Consider the following 15,972-nt stretch of genomic DNA (forward strand, 5'->3'; position numbering starts at 1 on the left):
GGCCACGGCTCCGGTGAGACGATGACGCAAAGACAGGGCACTTCTGGCTATTGGCCGTTCCGGCGGCGTTGCCTAGCGTCGTATCCATGCAGACGATCACTCTGGGCGACGTAGAGATAACCCGCGTCGTGGAATGGCACGCGCCGATCGCCCCCACCACCGCCATCTTTCCTTCCAGCACCCCGGAGATGTGGCAGGAACACAAGTCCTGGCTCGCGCCGGACTTCTGGGATCCGGAGACGGACGCCCTCGTGGCCACCGTGCAGACGTGGGTGCTGCGCAGCGAGGGGCGGACGATCCTGATCGACACCGGCGTCGGCGACGACAAGGACCGGCCGGACATGCCCTCCTGGTCCCATCTGCGGACGGGGTACCTGGACCGGCTGGCGGCCGCCGGTGTCCGCCCGGAGGACGTGGACGTCGTCGTCAACACCCACGCGCACTCCGACCACGTCGGCTGGAACACCCGGCTGGTGGACGGCGAGTGGGTGCCGACCTTCCCGAACGCGACGTACCTCTTCTCCAAGGCCGACTTCGACTACTGGAACCCGGCCAACGGGCACACGCCGCGCGGGACCCTGGGCGACATCACGGTGGCGCAGGCCGGCGGCGGCATGTTCCAGGACAGTGTGCTGCCGGTGCACCGGGAGGGGCTCACGGTGCTCTGGGAGGACGGCTACCGCATCGACGGGAATCTCGCCCTGGAGCCCGCGCCCGGCCACACGCCCGGCAGCGCGGTGGTGCGGCTGGCCTCGGGCACGGACCGGGCGCTGTTCATCGGCGACCTGGTGCACAGCCCGCTCCAGTTCGCCGAGCCGGACTGCGAGCCCTGCCTGAGCGAGGACGAGGAGCAGGCCGTCCGCTCCCGCCGCCGCGTCCTGGCGGAGGCCGCCGACACCCGGGCCCTGGTCTTCCCGGCGCATCTGTCGGGCCACGGCGCGGCCGAGGTGCGGCGCGAGGGCGGCGGCTTCGCCGTGGAGCGCTGGGCGGCCTTCGACCCGGAGTTGAACGGGCTCCGCTGACGTACGGGCGGGTGGCGTCATGCCGGGTGGCGCGCCCTCAGGCCGCCACCGCCCGCGACCGGTTCACCCGGTCGTGACTCACTTCCCTCCCTTGATCGTGAAAGGAAGCTCCTGGGAGAAGTAGGACAGGTCGCCGTTGCCCGCCGTCACGCCCGCGTCCGCGGCGGTGACGTCGCGGGGCGCGGAGCCGGCGACGGCGACCCGCAGCCGGTAGGTGGCGGTGGCGCCCGGGGCGAGCGGGCCGTTCGTCGCGGGGCGCAGGGTGGCGCTCATACCGGGGTCGCAGCCGCCGGCGACCAGCGCCACGCGCTCCCAGCCGTGGCCGGGGCGGTACTGCTGGAGGTCGATGTCCTTGGGGGTCAGGGCGTGGCCGTTGCCGGCGCCGTAGGCGAAGTAGGAGGCGTACGGCCGCGGGTAGGCGCGGTCGGTGGTGTTCTTGACGGTGAGGGTGAACTCGCCGGCCGGGCCGCCGCGGGTGAGCGTCGTCCCCTGGTGCCAGCCCCCGACGGAGGCCTCGGGCCGGGTCGTGGTGGCCGTACGGGCGGGGGCCCGGTAGGTGTGGCCCTTGCCGTCGGTGACGGAGGCCGTCACGGTGAAGGTGCCGGGGCGGTCCAGGTCCATGAACCGCAGCGCCACGGTGTGCGGCTTGGTGGCGCTCGCGGAGGTGGTGAGCGGGAAGGTGAGGACCGCGTGCTGCGGACTGCCGGAGCCGCTCGTGCCGGCCGTCAGATCGACCCAGCGGTGGCTCTCGGGCACATAGCGCTGCACGGCGAGGGAGTCGGTGCTGAAGCCCCGGCTGGTGACGTCGAGACGGACGGTGCCCTTGGAGACGGGCGTCCGCAGGGTGACGGAGGATTCGGTCCACAGGCCGATGGGGGCCTGCGCGGGCAGGCTGTGGGAGATCCGCTCGGCGGCGGTGCCCACCGCGGTGGACCGGGGGCGGACGGCGTCCGCCGCCGCCGTGGCGGCCGTCACGGACGCGGACTTCGCCGCGTCACGGGCGTTCCCGCCGCCCTCGCAGCCCTCGGACGGCTTCGCGACCGCGGCGGCCGGTATGGCGGCGGCGGGCCCCGCGCTCCCGGCGACGAACGCCAGTCCCGCCGCCAACGCCAGCACCGACCCCACAGCGGCGCCCCGCACGCCCGGCAACCGCCGCTGTGTCACTCTCTGAGTCATTTACCGCCCCCTGCTTTCGGGTTGTCCGCACACGCGTACGCATCTGGTGTACGAGATTGTCCTACACGGCTGATGGTTCCCTGTACCACCGGGAGTACCGCGAAATCCCGTCAAGGCCCCACGGGTTGTCTCCCGCCGGCCCGGCCGCCGTCCGCCGGAACGTGCTCGCGCTCATCCTGCCACTGCGGGTCGGGTGCCCGTCACGGTTGTGGGCTCGTGGCGGGCCGTCAGGTCCATGAATCCGTGGGACCCCCGCTCCCCTTCCTCCTGGGACGCGGCGGGCCCGTCCGTCCCGGCTCCACGGCCGGAACGGACGGGCCCGGACGGCTCCGGGCGCTTCGGGCGGCTTCCGCGGGCTAGCGGCCGCTCGCCACGAGCGCGCGCAGTGACGCGGCCAGCCGGTCCACCTCCTCACGGGTGTTGTAGAGCGCGAGGGAGGCGCGTGCCGCGCTGGCACAGCCGTAGTGGCGCAGCGAGGGCTGGGCGCAGTGGTGGCCGGCGCGTACGGCGATGCCGTCCTGGTCCAGCCATCGGGCGATCTCCACGGGGTCGTGGCCCGCGAGCGTGAACGTCAGTACGGCGATCTTGTCGGGGGCGGTGCCCAGCACCTCCAGGCCCGCGACGCCGGCCAGGGCCTCCCGCGCGTAGCCGAGGAGTTCGGTCTCGTAGGCCGCGACGGCCTCGTGGCCGAAGGAGGTCAGCCAGTCGATGGCGGCCTTCATGCCGACGGGTCCGGAGATGTGCCCGGTGCCGGCCTCGAAGAGGTGCGGGACGTCGGCGTACGTGGTGCGTTCGAAAGACACTTGGTCGATCATGTTGCCGCCGCCCTGCCACGGTGGCATGTCCGCCAGCGCCTCCGGCTTCCCGTAGAGGGCGCCGATGCCCGTCGGGGCGTAGAGCTTGTGCCCGGAGATGGCGTAGAAGTCGACGTCCAGCTCCTGGACGTCGACGGGGAAGTGCGCGACGGCCTGGGCGCCGTCGACGAGCACCTTGGCGCCGTAGCGGTGGGCCAGCGCCGCCATCTCCCGTACGGGCGGGACGGTGCCCAGGACGTTCGAGGCGTGGCTGACGGCGACCAGCCGGGTGCGGCAGGAGAGCAGGTCCGCGAAGGCGTTCTGGTCGACGCCGCCGTCGGCCGTGAGCGGGATGGGCACGACCCGGGCCCGCCGTTCCTTGGCGATCAGCTGCCAGGGGACGATGTTGGAGTGGTGCTCCAGGGAGGAGACGAGGATCTCGTCCCCCGGGCCGAGGTTGCGGCTCCCCCACGTCCGGGCGACGAGGTTGATCGCCTCGGTGGTGCCTCGGGTGAAGACGATGTCCTCCGGCGAGGAGGCGCCGAGGAAGTCGGCGACCGTGGCGCGGCCGCCTTCGTAGAGCTCGGTCGCCTCGCGGGCCAGGGTGTGCGCCCCGCGGTGGATGTTGGAGTTGGAGTGGCTGTAGTAGCCGGCCAGCGCCTCGATCACCTGGCGCGGCTTCTGGGTGGTGGCGCCGTTGTCGAGCCAGGCGAGCGGGTGGCCGTTGACCGTGCGGTGCAGGATCGGGACGTCGCGGCGGGCCCGCTCGGGGTCGAAGCCGGCGCCACGCGCGGGCGGGCGTTCCCTGACGTCAGGAGTAGTCATGGTACTTGGACACCTCGACGTTCTGGAGCACGGCGACGGCGTCCTCGACCAGGACCGCGGCGTTGAAGTAAGCGGTCATCAGGTAGGAGGTGATGCCCTTCCGGTCCATGCCCATGTTGCGCATGGCCAGGCCGGGCTCGATCTCGTCCGGGACCTTCGCGGGCCGCAGGCCGACGACGCCCTGTTCCGCCTCGCCGGCGCGCACCAGCAGGATCTCGGTGGTGCCTGCGCCCTCGGGGCCGGATATGCGGACCTTGTCGGACGGGAGCAGCGGCACGCCGCGCCAGGTGATCAGCGGGCTGCCGTACCGGGTGTCCATGACCGGGGGCACCCCCCGCCGGGTACATTCGCGGCCGAAGGCGGCGATGGCCCTGGGGTGGGCGACGAAGAAGCACGGCTGCTTCCAGACCTTGGCGAGGAGCTCGTCGAGGTCGTCGGGGGTCGGCGCGCCGGTGCGGGTCTGGACGCGCTGCCCGGGGGCGACGTTGTGGAAGAGACCGAACTCCGGGTGGTTGAGCATCATCGACTCCTGGCGCTCGCGGAGCGCCTGGACGGTGAGGTTGGCCTGGGCCCGGGTCTGGTCGATGGGCTCGTTGTAGAGGTCCGCGACGCGGGAGTGCACGCGCAGCACGGTCTGGGCGAGGCTCATGTGGTACTCGCGCGGCACGTCCTCGTAGTCGACGTAGGTGCCCGGGAGGTCGGGCTCGCCGACGTGTCCGGAGGCGAGGTCGACCGGCACCTCGGAGCCGGGGGCGGGCTGTTCGGTGGTGGTGTACGTCTCCAGGGCCGCGCGCAGCGTCTCGTCGCGGTCGGCCAGGCGGGCGAGGTCCGCGCGGTCGGCGCAGAGGGCGATGCCGGGGGTCAGCGCGCCGACCCGGTGGGGGTGGGGCGTGCCGCGCGTCCAGGCGTCGAGGTCGAAGAACTGCCCGTCGCCGATGACCTCGACGACCGCGTCCTCGCCGTAGCGCCCGGTGGTCCGCTTCTCGGCGCGGCCGCGTACGAGCACCCACAGCCGGTCGGCCGGGTCGCCCTCCTGGACCAGCTGCCGGCCGGCGTCGAAGGTGACCTGTGTGAAGGCGCCGGCCAGCTCGCGCAGCAGGTCCGCGTCGGCCTCGCGGAGGTAGGGCACCTCACGCAGGTCCTCGGGGACGATGTGGTGGGTGTCGCCGTCCTGGTAGCTGCTGACGCGGTCGTCGCCGAGGATGAACGTACGGCGCCGGTTGACCCGGAAGACGCCGGACTCGACGTCCACCCAGGGCAGGGCGCGCAGCAGGTAGCGCGGGGTGATGCCGCGCATCTGCGGGGTGGTCTTGGTGGTGGTCGCGAGTTGCCGCGCGGCGTCCGGGCCGAGACTCAGCCTGTCGTTCATGAGGGTCCTCCTCGAAGAAGTGGCGTGCGCCCGGATCGCGGACGGTCACGCGCCGATCGAGGGTGATCGTCTTGGTGCGCTCCACTCGCTCACAAGACGACATGTTTTCGCAACAGTCCTAAAGTAATCCCCTTACATATAAGCAAAGTTGATACAGCGCCGAACCGCCGCCGGTGCCGGGCCCTTGAACAGGTCCGATGATCCGCACCACCGGTCACCCCCTTCCGCACCCCCGGCCGACCGAAAGAAAATGCGCCCGTGCGCGAACGACCGGAAGCGACCCCAGGAACCCCGGATTCCATCGGGCCAGGCGAGTGACGCCGGAGGCGTGTGTGGCTCGCCGCCGTGTACCGCCGGGGCCGGCGCCCCATGCTGAGCCCATGTCTCATCACCTCAGCGGGCCGAACCTGCGGTCCCCCATGGACGACGCCCGGCTCGACCTGACCGATCTGTTCGCGTTCACCGTGCCCGGCGGACGCACCGTCCTGATCATGAACGTCAACCCGGTCGCGCCCACGGGCGGCAGCGCCTTCCACCCGGACGCGGTCTACCGCGTCGACGTCGACACCGACGGCGACCACCGGGCCGACGTGGCCTTCAGCTTCCTGTTCTCCGCGCCGCGCGACGGCCGGCAGACCGCCACCGTGTACCGGGCGACCGGTGCGGCGGCCGAGGCGCACGAGGCGTCCGGCGAGAAGATCGTCACCGATGCCCCGGTCTCCTTCGGCCCGGAGCCCGTCGTCGTCGAGGCCGGCCCGTACACCTTCTCCGCGGGCCTGCGCAGCGACCCGTTCTTCGCGGACCTGGACGGCATCGTCAAGGACTTCCAGTGGACGGGCGTGGACTGGGGCGCCGACAAGAACGTCTTCGGCATCGTCCTGGAGATGCCGGACGACGCGCTCGGCCTCGGCCCGGCCATCGGCGTCTGGGCCCGGGTGAGCCTCCGTCAGGACGGGCGGCTGAAGTCCGTCGACCGGGGCGCCCACCCCTCACTGACCGCCTACTTCAACGCCGAGGACGTCAAGGACGCCTACAACGAGGGCGAGCCCGCCCAGGACTGGGACACCTACCGGGAACCCTGGAGCAAGGTCCTCCAGCACACCGGGGGCTACGATCCGCGGGCCGCCGAGGAGGCGTTGCGCACCATCCTGCCGGACGTCCTGCGCTACGACCGCGACAGGCCCGCCGCCTACCCCAACGGGCGCGCCCTCACCGACGACGTCACCTCCGCGCGCCTGGCCATGATCTCGGGAGGCAAGGTCACCGGCGACCACATCGGTCCGCACACCGACCTGCTGCCCTCGTTCCCCTACCTCGGCACGCCGCATCCCGTGCCACCGGCCGGATGACCCGGGCCGCGGGCGGCGGGGCGGCACGCCACCGACGGGCCCGCCCCGGCGCCCTCCGCGACGCGCCCGGGCGCCCTCCGGGGCCGGACCGGTGGACACCCGGTTCCCCCGGCCGCTCCCCCGGTCGGTGGACAGCGGACCGGCCCCGGGGCTCCTTACGGTGGACGGTGAGCTGCCCCGAAAGGAGCGTTTCCCCCATGAACCGGTCCCGAGCACTCGCCGGCAACACCGCGGCGGCGCTGCGGCTGCTGGCCCAGCACCCGGACGACGGCGTGACCGTACGCGGTCTGACCACCACCCTGCACCTGCCCGCCCGTACCGCCTGCGCACTCGTCGACAGCCTGCGGGCCGAGGGCCTCGTCCGCCACGACCCGGGCACGGACGTCCTGCGCCCGGCCGGCCCCCTGGCCCCCGCCACCGCGCCACCGGACGCGAACCTGCTGCGTTCCTCCGCCATGAACTGGGCGGACCGGCTGGCCGCGCACAGCGGCCTGAGCGTCCTCCTCGCCGTCGCCCTCCCCGACGGCGTGCGGATCGTGCACCACGTCTTCCGCCCGGACAACAGCCCGCAGCGCCTGCTGACGGGCGAGACGCGCCCCGCCGGCTGCGCCCTGGCACGGGCCCTGGCCGCCCCGCACGACAGGCGGTGCGTCTACGCCCCCGAGGGCCCGGGCACCGGCTCGCTGGCCGTCGCCGTCGGCCACCCCGACCCCGTCCCGTACGCCGCGGCGCTCGCCCTGACCGGACCCCGCGCGCTGCTGGACCCTTCCACCGGCCGGAACGGGCGCTACGAGGCGCTGCTCCGGGAGGCCGCCGACGCGATCGCCGCGGAGCCGGGCCTGACACCGTCGCGGTGAGGCGGGGCCGTGCTTCCGTCCGGTGGGACCTGGCCGTGATCCCGTCGCGGTGCGCCCCGGCCCTGGTCCCGTCGCGGTGCGCCCCGGCCGCGGGCCGTGACCGCCCACCCGGCACGGCGGGCGGTCACGGGCCGCCCGGCCGGGGAGCGGGGTCCGGGTCCGGCTCCGGGCGGCGGGCCGTCGCCAGGAGGATCAGCCACACCCCCACGAGCACCAGGTGCGCCCGCTGCGGAACGCCGTGCCAGCCCGGCCGGGCGAACAGCGGACCGACGGTGGTCAGCGCGGTCAGCAGGGCGGCGCCCAGCACCCACGGACCCCAGCGGCGAAGCGGCGGCCACCCGGGGCCCCGGAAGGCCGCCGTGACAAGCAGGGCCATCGAGCCGAACAGCGCCGCGTGCGCCAGGGCGCTGGTCGCGGTGTGCCAGGGGTTGACGGCCTCGCAGGCGTGGTTGACCGACGGCGCGCAGCGCATCGGCACGACCACGTCGGCCACGGACGACGCGGCGAACGCCACCAGCGCCCAGCGTCCGGCGCCCGCCCAGGTGCCGGCGGCCGGGCCGTGCCGTACGGGCAGGAACAGGGCTCCGGCCGCGACGAGCAGCGCGGTGAGGATCTCGATGCCGCCGAACAGCGTGTGGAAGGGCTGGTCGGCCGCGTAGAGCTCGCTGACGTAGGAGTGGCGGGGGTCCAGGCCCGTGGGCAGGACGGCCTCCAGCACCCAGGCGTTGTAGAGCACCGCCGCCGCGACGAGCGCCCACCCGGCGCGGGCCGGTCGGGCCGCCGGTCCCGCCCGTGCCCGGGCGGCGGACCCGGCGCGACCGGTGGCGGTGGACGGTTCGGTCATCGGAGGCGGCCTCAGGCCGGCCGCGCGCGGCGGTACGGGCGGCCCGGGCGCCGCCTCACGGGGGTCATGAGGGGGCTCCCGGTCCGGCGAGGGCGGCGGGCGGCCCGTAGGCCGGACCCGGGGCAGGCTCGGAGGGCGTCTCAGTGATGGTCGGGGGCGGCGTGGTGGTGACCCGCGGCGAGACGCTCGGCGTGTACGGCTTCTTGGAGGGCGTGGGCCCGGGCGGCGCGCTGGGGGCCTGCGGAGGCGCCGTCGTCATCCCGCCGCGGGGGCGCGAGACGGGGCGGTCCTGGTCGCCGTGGGTGCCCACCGGCCGTTCGAACCACTCTCCGGTCCGGGTGTCGTAGAGGACGAGGACGTCGAGGGCGTCGCCCGCCTCCGAGACCACGACCACGTCCGCCGCCCGGTAGGCGGTCCAGGACTGTCCCTTGGTCTTCGGGGTCCCCTTGGCGGCGACCGGCGGGCCGAGCGGGTTGCCGCAGGCGCAGCGCACCCGCGGCAGGCCGCGGTCGTCGACCAGGACGGCCGTGCCGGCCTGGAGGACGGCCTGATAGGTGGTGGCGGAGCCGTTCTTGTAGCCGTGGTTGGTGACGCGGGTGTCGGCGCGCAGTTGTGCGGACGTCAGACCGCGCAGGTAGGACGGGATCCGGTCGGGGGTGATCTCGGCCGCGCTCGCGAAGGCGCGCCCTTTGGCCTGGTCGTCGGTCAGATAGCTGATCTGGCGCTCCACGTCGCAGCTCGCCTGGTACTGGGTGCCGCCGTAGAGGCCTGCCGTGGCGCCCCCGATGCCGCGGGTGCCGCCCGTGTCGCTCGGGGCGGGGGCGGGGGCGGCCGTCGCCTCGGCGCCGGTGTCCTTCGCGGTCGAGGGGGTGAAGGGGTCGTTCCCGTCGGCGGCGGCCGCCTGGAGGAAGACCTCACCCGATCCGCCGTCCGAGCGCAGGAAGAACACGGCGAGGGCCGCGGCGACGACGACCGTGCCCGTGAGGAGGGCGATCCTGGGCGCGGACTTCCACCACGGGGAGCCGTCCCCGCGGCCGGGCCCGGGGGCGGCGTGGCCACCGGTCGGCGGGGCGGGCGGGCCCCCGGGGGCTCCCGGACCGCCCGGGCCGGCGGGGGCTCCTGGCACGGTTTCCTGACCGGACGGCAGGTCCGCCCGGGTCGGCTCGGGGGGACGGGAGGCGCCGGATCCGGGGCCCTGGCCGGGGCCTTGACCGGGGCCCTGACCGGGGCCCTGACCGGACAAGGGGCCCGACGGCGGGCCGGTGGGGCGGTTCTCTGACGGCGGTTCGGACGACACGGCCCTCTCCTGCGTTGGCGGTGATTCTTCTCTTTTCCCGCTTCTGCCTGCTCTGCACCTGATGCGCCCCCATCGGCCATTCTGTGCCGCAGACCCTCGGGTGCCGCAAGCGGACGTCCGGGGCCGCCCGTCCGACGGGTGGGCCGCCGTCCGGAGGCTTACGTTGAAGCTCCGGGCCGTCCGCGCCCGGTGGCGAAGGCCCACGCCCCAGGGCGGTCGAGTCGGGCGGAGGCCATGGGCGAACGGACCGGGCGGACGCCGTGAGCGAACGGGTAACCGGTGGGAGCGGGCGAAACACGCACCATCGCCCGACCACTGACCGACAAGTGACGGAGGCAGCGTGAGTCAGCCACCGAGTGCCGCGCCGGAGCCGCCGCGGCACGCCCTGCGCGCCTGGTGGGACGCGTTCGCGGCGGTCGCCGCGGGCGTGGCCGCCCTGTTCGTGACCGCCGCGCTCGGCCTCTGGGCGGCCGGTGCGACCGGTCTGCCCGGCGGGTTCCCGGCCGTCGTCGCGGCGACCGTGGTCGCGGCGGTGGGCGGCACGGTCGAACTGTCCGGCGGCGCGGGCTTCCTGGGCAGTACGGCGGCGGGGCTGGACGTCGTGCCGCTGTCGGTGACGCTGGCCGGCGCGGTCGTGACGGCCGAGGTGTTCCTGCGCCCGCTGCGGCACCGGGCGGTGGCGAGCGGCCGCGAACTGCTCGCCCGCGTCGCCCGGACGGCCCTGCTGTGGCTGGTCGCGCTCCTGCTGATCTGTCTCGCCGCCCGGCACACGTTCCGCGTCGACCTGGGCGGCACGGAGGTCGGGGACCTCGGGGACCTGGGCGATCTGGGGGACATCGGCGACGCCCTGGGCGTGACGCCGGAGGTGGGGTTCCGGGCCGCGGTGGGACCGACCGTCACCCTGGGGCTTATGTGGCTGCTGGTACTGCTGGCGGTGGCCGTCGCCGTGTCCCGCAGGACACCGCTGCCCTCCCGGCTGCTGCGTTTCCAGGAGCCGGTCCGGCCAGCCGCGTTCGCGATGCTCGCGGTCCTGCTGTCCTACGTGGTGCTCGGTCTGGTCGCCGGAGTGGTCGTGCTCCTCGTGCGCGGCCACCCGGCGGAGACCGCCGCGGTCCTGCTGCTGGGGCTGCCCAACCTCGCCTGGCTCGCCTTCGGCGTCGGTCTCGGCGGCACCTGGGACGGCCGGGCGCCCGACATCGGCCTGCCCGTGCCCAAGGCCCTCGCGGCGGTGCTGCGGGAGCGCGACGGCAAGGGCGCGGTGAACCTCTCCTCCCTCGCCCAGCAGGACGGCCGTGCCTGGCTGCTCCTGGTGGTCGCGGCCCTGGCCCTGCTGGCGGCCGGTCTCCTCATGGCCGTCCGCTCGTCCCCGCGCACCCGCTCCTGGCAGCACGGCGCGCGGCTGGCCGTGGCCCTCGCCGTCACCCTCCTGGTGATCGCCGCCCTGACCGGCATCACCGCCCGCTTCGGACTCTCCCTGCTGGGCATCGGCGACCTGGGCGCCTTCGGTGGTGAGGTGTCGCTCCGGCCACGGTGGCTCCCGCTGCTGGGCCTCGGGCTGCTCTGGGGGCTGATCGCGGGATTCCTGGGCGGCGTGCTCGCCCGACGGGTACGGCGCCGGGGGGATATGGCGGAGGTGACGGAGGGTGCACGCGAACCCTAACCACGCGGTGCGGGAACGGACGCCGCACGAGGTGGGTCTGCACGTAACGCACCTGGACGCGCTGCCCAACGGGCGGTTCGTCCTGCAGGGTCACGACGCCGCGGGAGAGCGGAACGCCCAGATCTACGGCCGCGACGGCCGGCGCCGGCACGGCTTCGCGATGGGGCGCGCGGTCGGGTTCATGATGGGGGACCGTCGGCACCACATCTGGAGCGCCTACTTCGACGAAGGCGTCTACGTGGACCCGATCAGCGCCGCGGGTCTGGTGCGCTGGGACAGCGGAGGCAACAGCCTGTGGAGGTACGCGGCTCCCGAGGGGGCCGAACACATCGATACGGTCTACGCCTTCAATGTCGGCGACGGTGTCGCGTGGGCCTGCTACTACCCGGCGTTCGCGCTGCTCGAGGCCCGTACCGACGGGCACGTCCGGCTACGGAGGACGCCGGTGTCCGCACCGGCGGGCATGGCCGTCCACAAGGACGAGATCCTCACGCTCGGCGGCGACCGGCGACATGACCTGCTCCACCGCTGCCGCCTGACCGGCGACGAAGCCCTCCTGATCGAAGAAGCACGCCTGACCTTCCCCGACGGCGCACCGCTCAAGCGGTACGCGCGCCCCGTAGGACGCGGGCGGCATCTGTACCTGCGGGGGCCCTCGCCCCGGCAGTGGTACGTGACGGGTCTCTAGCGCGTCCTGCCCGGGCGGGCGGCGGCGATCGGTGTGAGCCGCCCCGCTCGGGGCGGTCACGGGCGGCCGGCGCCCGGGTACGCGCGCGTACCCGGGCCGCGTCAGCCCGCGAACCCGGGCACCACCAGACCGGACTCGTACGCGATCACCACCGCGTGGGTCCGGTTCTGCGCGCCGAGCTTGGTCAGCACGTTCCCGACGTGCGTCTTCACCGTCTCCAGGCTCACCGTGAGGGACGCCGCGATCTCCGGGTTGGACAGACCGGTCGCCATCAGCCGCAGCACCTCCTCCTCCCGCCCCGTCAGCGCCGCCCGCGGCAGCGCCTCGGCGGATTCCAGCGGGCGGGCGGCGACCATCCGGCGCAGAGCCGCCGGGAAGAGGATCGCCTCGCCCGCCGCCACCACCCGTACCGCCTCCGCGATCCGCTGGACCGGAAGCCGCTTGAGCACGAAGCCGCTGGCCCCCGCGCCGAGCGCGGCGGTGACGTAGTCGTCGTTCTCGAAGGTGGTGATGACCACGACCTTCGGGGGCCCGGCGGGCCCGGCCGGCCCGCCCAGCAGCTGCCGGGTGGCCTCGATCCCGTTGCACCGCGGCATCCGCACATCCATCAGGACCACGTCCGGCCGCAGCCGCCGCGCCTGCTCCAGTGCCTCGACGCCGTCCACGGCCTCCCCGACCACCTCGATCCCCGGCTGTGCCGCGAGCAGTACGCGCAGACCGCTACGGGTCACCTCGTCGTCGTCGGCGATCAGGAGGGTGACGGCGGTGCCGGCGGGACCGGTGGCAGCGGCGGTAGGGGGAGGAGCGGGGAGTGTGACAGCGGGGCCGGCGCCGGGGCGGGTCATGACGGGTGCGCTCGTGCCGGGGGTGGTCGCGACGGGTGCGCTCACGCCGGAGCCGGTCGCGGCGGCCGCGCGCGCGGCGGAGTCGATCATGCCGACAACCGTACCGGCAGCCGGACCGCCAGCCGCCAGCGCTCCGGCCCCTCCGGGCCGGCCTCGATCTCGCCGTGCAGCAGCCGTACGCGCTCGGCCAGCCCGGGCAGGCCGTGCCCGGACGTCGGGAAGACGCCGTGGACCGGGCCCGCCTCCGCCCCCGCCCTGGTGCGGTTGACCACGCTGAGCTCCAGCCCGTCCGTCGCGGCCGCCACCCGGACCTCGATCGGACCGCCCGCCCCATGCCGCAACGCGTTCGTCAGCCCCTCCTGGAGGATCCGGTACGCCGCCCGGGAGAGCGTTCCCCGCACCCGCGTCAGCTCGCCCGACAGCTCGGGCTCCACCACCGCGCCCGCGTGCCGCAACCGCTCCAGCAGATCGGGCAGGTCGGCCAACGTCCGGGTGGGCGCCGTCCCCGCCTTCTCCTCACGCAGTACGCCCAGCACGTAGTCCAGGTCCTCCAGCGCGGCCCGCGCCGACTCCTCGATGCTGCGCATGGCGGCCCGTGCCGCCACCGGGTCGGCGGCGAGCACCTCCCCCGCCACCGCCGCCTGGATCGTCGTCGCCGTCAGCGTGTGCCCGATCGAGTCGTGCAACTCGTGGGCGAGCCGGTTGCGTTCGGCCAGCGCCAGCTCCCGCTCGGCCGCCAGCGCGAGCCGCTCCGCCGCCGACGGCCCCAGCAGCCTCGGCGCCAGCCACCGCAGGGCACGCGTCACCACCAGGCATCCGGCCGCCGCGGACAGCACGCAGCCGAACGCCGCCACCCAGCTCTGCCAGCCACCACCGGCGACCCGCGCCGACCGGCCGAGGAGACTCAGCCCCGCCTCGGCACCGAACGGAAGGGCCAGACCCATGAGGAGCAGCAGCCCGCTCACCATCACCCCTGTCCACCCCAGTGCCACATGCAGCAGCAGCCACAGAGGGGTCCGCCAGCGGTCGGCGCCGGGCGGCCCGGTGGGAGTGGGCGCGGTGCCGGGTGAGGCGGCGGGCCGGCGACGTACGCCCGCGGGGTCGGGCAACGGCACCCCCAGCATCCGGCGGGCGCACACGATCAGCGCCCGCCGCGTGGTGCGGGCCAGCCCGGTCGCACCGATCAGCACCGCCCACGACAGCAGCGTCAGCCCGATCCGCACACCGTAGGGAGCGGACCTCCACACCAGCGCCGGAAGCGTCGCGAAAGGCAACGGCAGAAGGCTCGCCGACGCGCCGCACCACGCGAACAACGCACCCGAATACGTGGAGCCGCGCAACAGCGACCGAATTCCCCTGATCATGATCGGCCAGTATGCCCGGATGGTCCGCCGAAGACCTCCCTCGATCGGGGGAGTGCTCTTTCCCGCCTTCCCGCGATGCGCACCCGGGACTCCGAAAGCCAGGATCGTGCCCTGAGCAATTGACCGGAGGACGGCTGATGAACACACGAGGGATGAACACACGGGGGATGGAGACGTCGGAGATGTCAGGGGCGTCGAGGGTGTCGGGGATACCAGGGACGGAGATGCCGCCGCGTCACACGGCATCGGCCGGGAGCGTGCCGGCAGGGCCGGCCGGCGGGAACGGCCTGGCCGTGGCCGCCATGGTGCTGGGCATCACCGGCCTGGTCACCTCGGTCCTCTTCGTGGGCGGTCCGCTAGGCGTCCTCGGTCTCGTCCTGGGCCTCGTCGCCCTCATGAGGGCCGGGCGGACCGGCGCCGGCCGGGGACAGGCCGTCACCGCCGTGGTGACCTCGTCGCTCGCGATCATGGTGTCCGTCCTGGCCGCCCTCTTCATGGTCTGGTTCGCGAACAAGACGCAGGACTGCTACCGGCCCGACAGCTTCCGGCAGTACAAGCAGTGCGTCCACCAGCAGCTCCGCGAAGGCTGAGCGCAGGCACCTCCCCCTCCCGTCAGGTCCCGGCCGGTCGGCCCCTGACGTCTTCCCGATGAATCCCTAGGAGTCGGCTCATGCGTGAGCGCGGTATGTGGCAGAAGTTCCGTTCCTCCGAGCGACGGCCGGGCGGCCGGCGCGGAGCCGTGCGGGCCGCGGCCGCCGTGGCCACGCTGGGCGTCATGACGACGGGCGTCCCGGCCTCGCCCGCGGCGTCCGCCGGCGCGGGCCCGGACACCGTCCGGCAGGGCCTGAGCTCACTGGTGCGCGCCGACGGCCTGCCCGCCGCGCTGGCGAGCGTCCAGGACCGCGAGGGCCGTACCCGCACCTACACCGCGGGGGTGGGCGACCTGGCCACCGGTTCGAAGGTGCCCAGGGACGGGCAGGTGCGGATCGGCAGCAACACCAAGACGTTCACCGCGGTGGTCGTACTGCAACTGGTCGGTGAGGGAAAGGTGGACCTCGACGCCACGATCGACACCCATCTGCCGGGCCTCGTCCGCGGGGAGGGCATCGACGGGCGCCGCATCACCGTCCGTCAGCTCCTCCAGCACACCAGCGGGCTCCCGAACTATGTCGAATACCTCGGTGACGACGTCCGGTATTACGAGCCCCGCGAACTCCTGGACCTCGCTCTCCGGCACAAGGCCCATTTCGCCCCCGGGGCGAAATGGGAGTACAGCAACACGAATTACGTGCTGGCCGGCCTCCTCGTCCAGAAGATCACCGGAAGGCCGCTGGCCGAGGAAATCGACCGGCGCGTCATCCGGCCCGCCGGGCTGCGCCACACCTACTTCCCCGCCCCCGGTGACGTGACCATCCGGGAACCCCACCCCAAGGGCTACTACCAGGAGGCGGCGGGCGCGCCGTTGCGCGACGGCACGGAGCTGGACCCCTCCTGGGGCTGGGCGGCGGGCCAGCTGATCTCCACCAACTCCGACCTCAACCGGTTCCACGCCGCGCTCCTCGGCGGCCGCCTCCTCCCGGCGGCCCAGCTCGCCCTAATGCGCACCACCGTCCCCGCCGGAGAGCCCTTCGCCTCCGGCGCCCGTTACGGACTGGGGCTCGTCAGCACACCGCTGTCGTGCGGAGGCGTGTACTGGGGCCACGGCGGCAGCACCACGGGCTACGAGACCCGGGGCGGCGCCACCGACGACGGCCGCGCCGCCTCCGTGGCGGTGACCACGCAGCCGACCGACAAGGGGACCATGAAGCGCGTGGAGCGTGTCGTGGACACGGCCCTGTGCCGCTGAACCACGGCCGGGCGCCGGTGCGATGCGAGTGATCCG

14 protein-coding genes are annotated in these 15,972 nt (G+C 74.0%); 7 read left to right on the forward strand and 7 right to left on the reverse strand.

Going from position 1 to position 15,972, the window contains the following annotated elements; genetic code table 11:
* Positions 1–86 precede the first annotated feature (86 nt).
* Complete coding sequence (locus LUZ64_RS24060; protein ID WP_095582160.1) at positions 87–1,022, forward strand: MBL fold metallo-hydrolase; 936 nt, start codon at positions 87–89, stop codon at positions 1,020–1,022.
* A 78-nt stretch (positions 1,023–1,100) separates the two neighbouring features.
* Here the strand turns inward: LUZ64_RS24060 and LUZ64_RS24065 are convergent, their stop codons facing one another.
* The 3 genes from LUZ64_RS24065 to LUZ64_RS24075 all read right to left on the reverse strand — a co-directional run bounded on the left by LUZ64_RS24065 (position 1,101) and on the right by LUZ64_RS24075 (position 5,186).
* Complete coding sequence (locus LUZ64_RS24065; protein ID WP_095582159.1) at positions 1,101–2,198, reverse strand: COG1361 family protein; 1,098 nt, start codon at positions 2,196–2,198, stop codon at positions 1,101–1,103.
* 356 nt (positions 2,199–2,554) lie between these two features.
* Entirely contained in the window at positions 2,555–3,817 is a 1,263-nt protein-coding gene (locus tag LUZ64_RS24070) for a cysteine desulfurase (protein WP_095582158.1), read from the reverse strand.
* The gene (locus LUZ64_RS24075) at positions 3,804–5,186 is read right to left on the reverse strand and encodes a family 2B encapsulin nanocompartment shell protein (protein WP_095582157.1); all 1,383 of its coding nucleotides are present in this window, start codon (positions 5,184–5,186) and stop codon (positions 3,804–3,806) included. Before LUZ64_RS24075 ends, LUZ64_RS24070 begins: the two co-directional genes overlap by 14 nt.
* Before the next feature lie 380 nt (positions 5,187–5,566).
* On the opposite strand from LUZ64_RS24075, the gene LUZ64_RS24080 reads away from it, so the two are divergent.
* Together LUZ64_RS24080 and LUZ64_RS24085 are read left to right on the forward strand one after the other, a co-directional pair.
* Positions 5,567–6,535, forward strand: coding sequence for a DUF4331 family protein (locus LUZ64_RS24080; RefSeq protein WP_095582156.1), 969 nt, complete (start codon positions 5,567–5,569; stop codon positions 6,533–6,535).
* A gap of 197 nt (positions 6,536–6,732) precedes the next feature.
* Positions 6,733–7,392 (forward strand): IclR family transcriptional regulator, encoded by a 660-nt coding sequence (locus LUZ64_RS24085; protein ID WP_232398714.1) that lies wholly within the window; start codon positions 6,733–6,735, stop codon positions 7,390–7,392.
* Positions 7,393–7,516: 124 nt separating this feature from the next.
* Here the strand turns inward: LUZ64_RS24085 and LUZ64_RS24090 are convergent, their stop codons facing one another.
* Together LUZ64_RS24090 and LUZ64_RS24095 are read right to left on the reverse strand one after the other, a co-directional pair.
* Positions 7,517–8,236, reverse strand: a complete 720-nt coding sequence (locus LUZ64_RS24090) for a DUF998 domain-containing protein (RefSeq protein ID WP_095582155.1) — start codon at positions 8,234–8,236, stop codon at positions 7,517–7,519.
* Positions 8,237–8,300: 64 nt separating this feature from the next.
* Positions 8,301–9,362, reverse strand: coding sequence for a DUF6777 domain-containing protein (locus LUZ64_RS24095; RefSeq protein ID WP_232398716.1), 1,062 nt, complete (start codon positions 9,360–9,362; stop codon positions 8,301–8,303).
* Between the two features lie 511 nt (positions 9,363–9,873).
* Between LUZ64_RS24095 and LUZ64_RS24100 the strand changes: the two genes are divergently transcribed.
* Both LUZ64_RS24100 and LUZ64_RS24105 read left to right on the forward strand, forming a co-directional pair.
* A complete protein-coding gene (locus LUZ64_RS24100; protein WP_232398719.1) occupies positions 9,874–11,193 on the forward strand; it encodes a streptophobe family protein in 1,320 nt (439 codons plus the stop codon).
* Positions 11,177–11,881: a hypothetical protein gene (locus LUZ64_RS24105; protein ID WP_232398721.1), complete on the forward strand. Its 705-nt coding sequence runs from the start codon at positions 11,177–11,179 to the stop codon at positions 11,879–11,881. The genes LUZ64_RS24100 and LUZ64_RS24105 overlap by 17 nt, the downstream gene beginning before the upstream one ends.
* A 101-nt stretch (positions 11,882–11,982) precedes the next feature.
* Here LUZ64_RS24105 and LUZ64_RS24110 read toward each other — a convergent pair whose 3' ends face one another.
* A complete protein-coding gene (locus LUZ64_RS24110; protein WP_232398723.1) occupies positions 11,983–12,816 on the reverse strand; it encodes a response regulator transcription factor in 834 nt (277 codons plus the stop codon).
* Complete coding sequence (locus tag LUZ64_RS24115; RefSeq protein WP_095581114.1) at positions 12,813–14,090, reverse strand: sensor histidine kinase; 1,278 nt, start codon at positions 14,088–14,090, stop codon at positions 12,813–12,815. Before LUZ64_RS24115 ends, LUZ64_RS24110 begins: the two co-directional genes overlap by 4 nt.
* A 257-nt stretch (positions 14,091–14,347) precedes the next feature.
* Between LUZ64_RS24115 and LUZ64_RS24120 the strand changes: the two genes are divergently transcribed.
* Both LUZ64_RS24120 and LUZ64_RS24125 read left to right on the forward strand, forming a co-directional pair.
* Entirely contained in the window at positions 14,348–14,680 is a 333-nt protein-coding gene (locus tag LUZ64_RS24120; RefSeq protein ID WP_232398724.1) for a DUF4190 domain-containing protein, read from the forward strand.
* Between the two features lie 80 nt (positions 14,681–14,760).
* Entirely contained in the window at positions 14,761–15,936 is a 1,176-nt protein-coding gene (locus LUZ64_RS24125; RefSeq protein ID WP_095581113.1) for a serine hydrolase domain-containing protein, read from the forward strand.
* Positions 15,937–15,972: the final 36 nt, after the last annotated feature.

Origin of the sequence: Streptomyces albireticuli, from assembly GCF_021228125.1 — a bacterium.
Taxonomy (GTDB): Bacteria; Actinomycetota; Actinomycetes; order Streptomycetales; family Streptomycetaceae; genus Streptomyces; species Streptomyces albireticuli.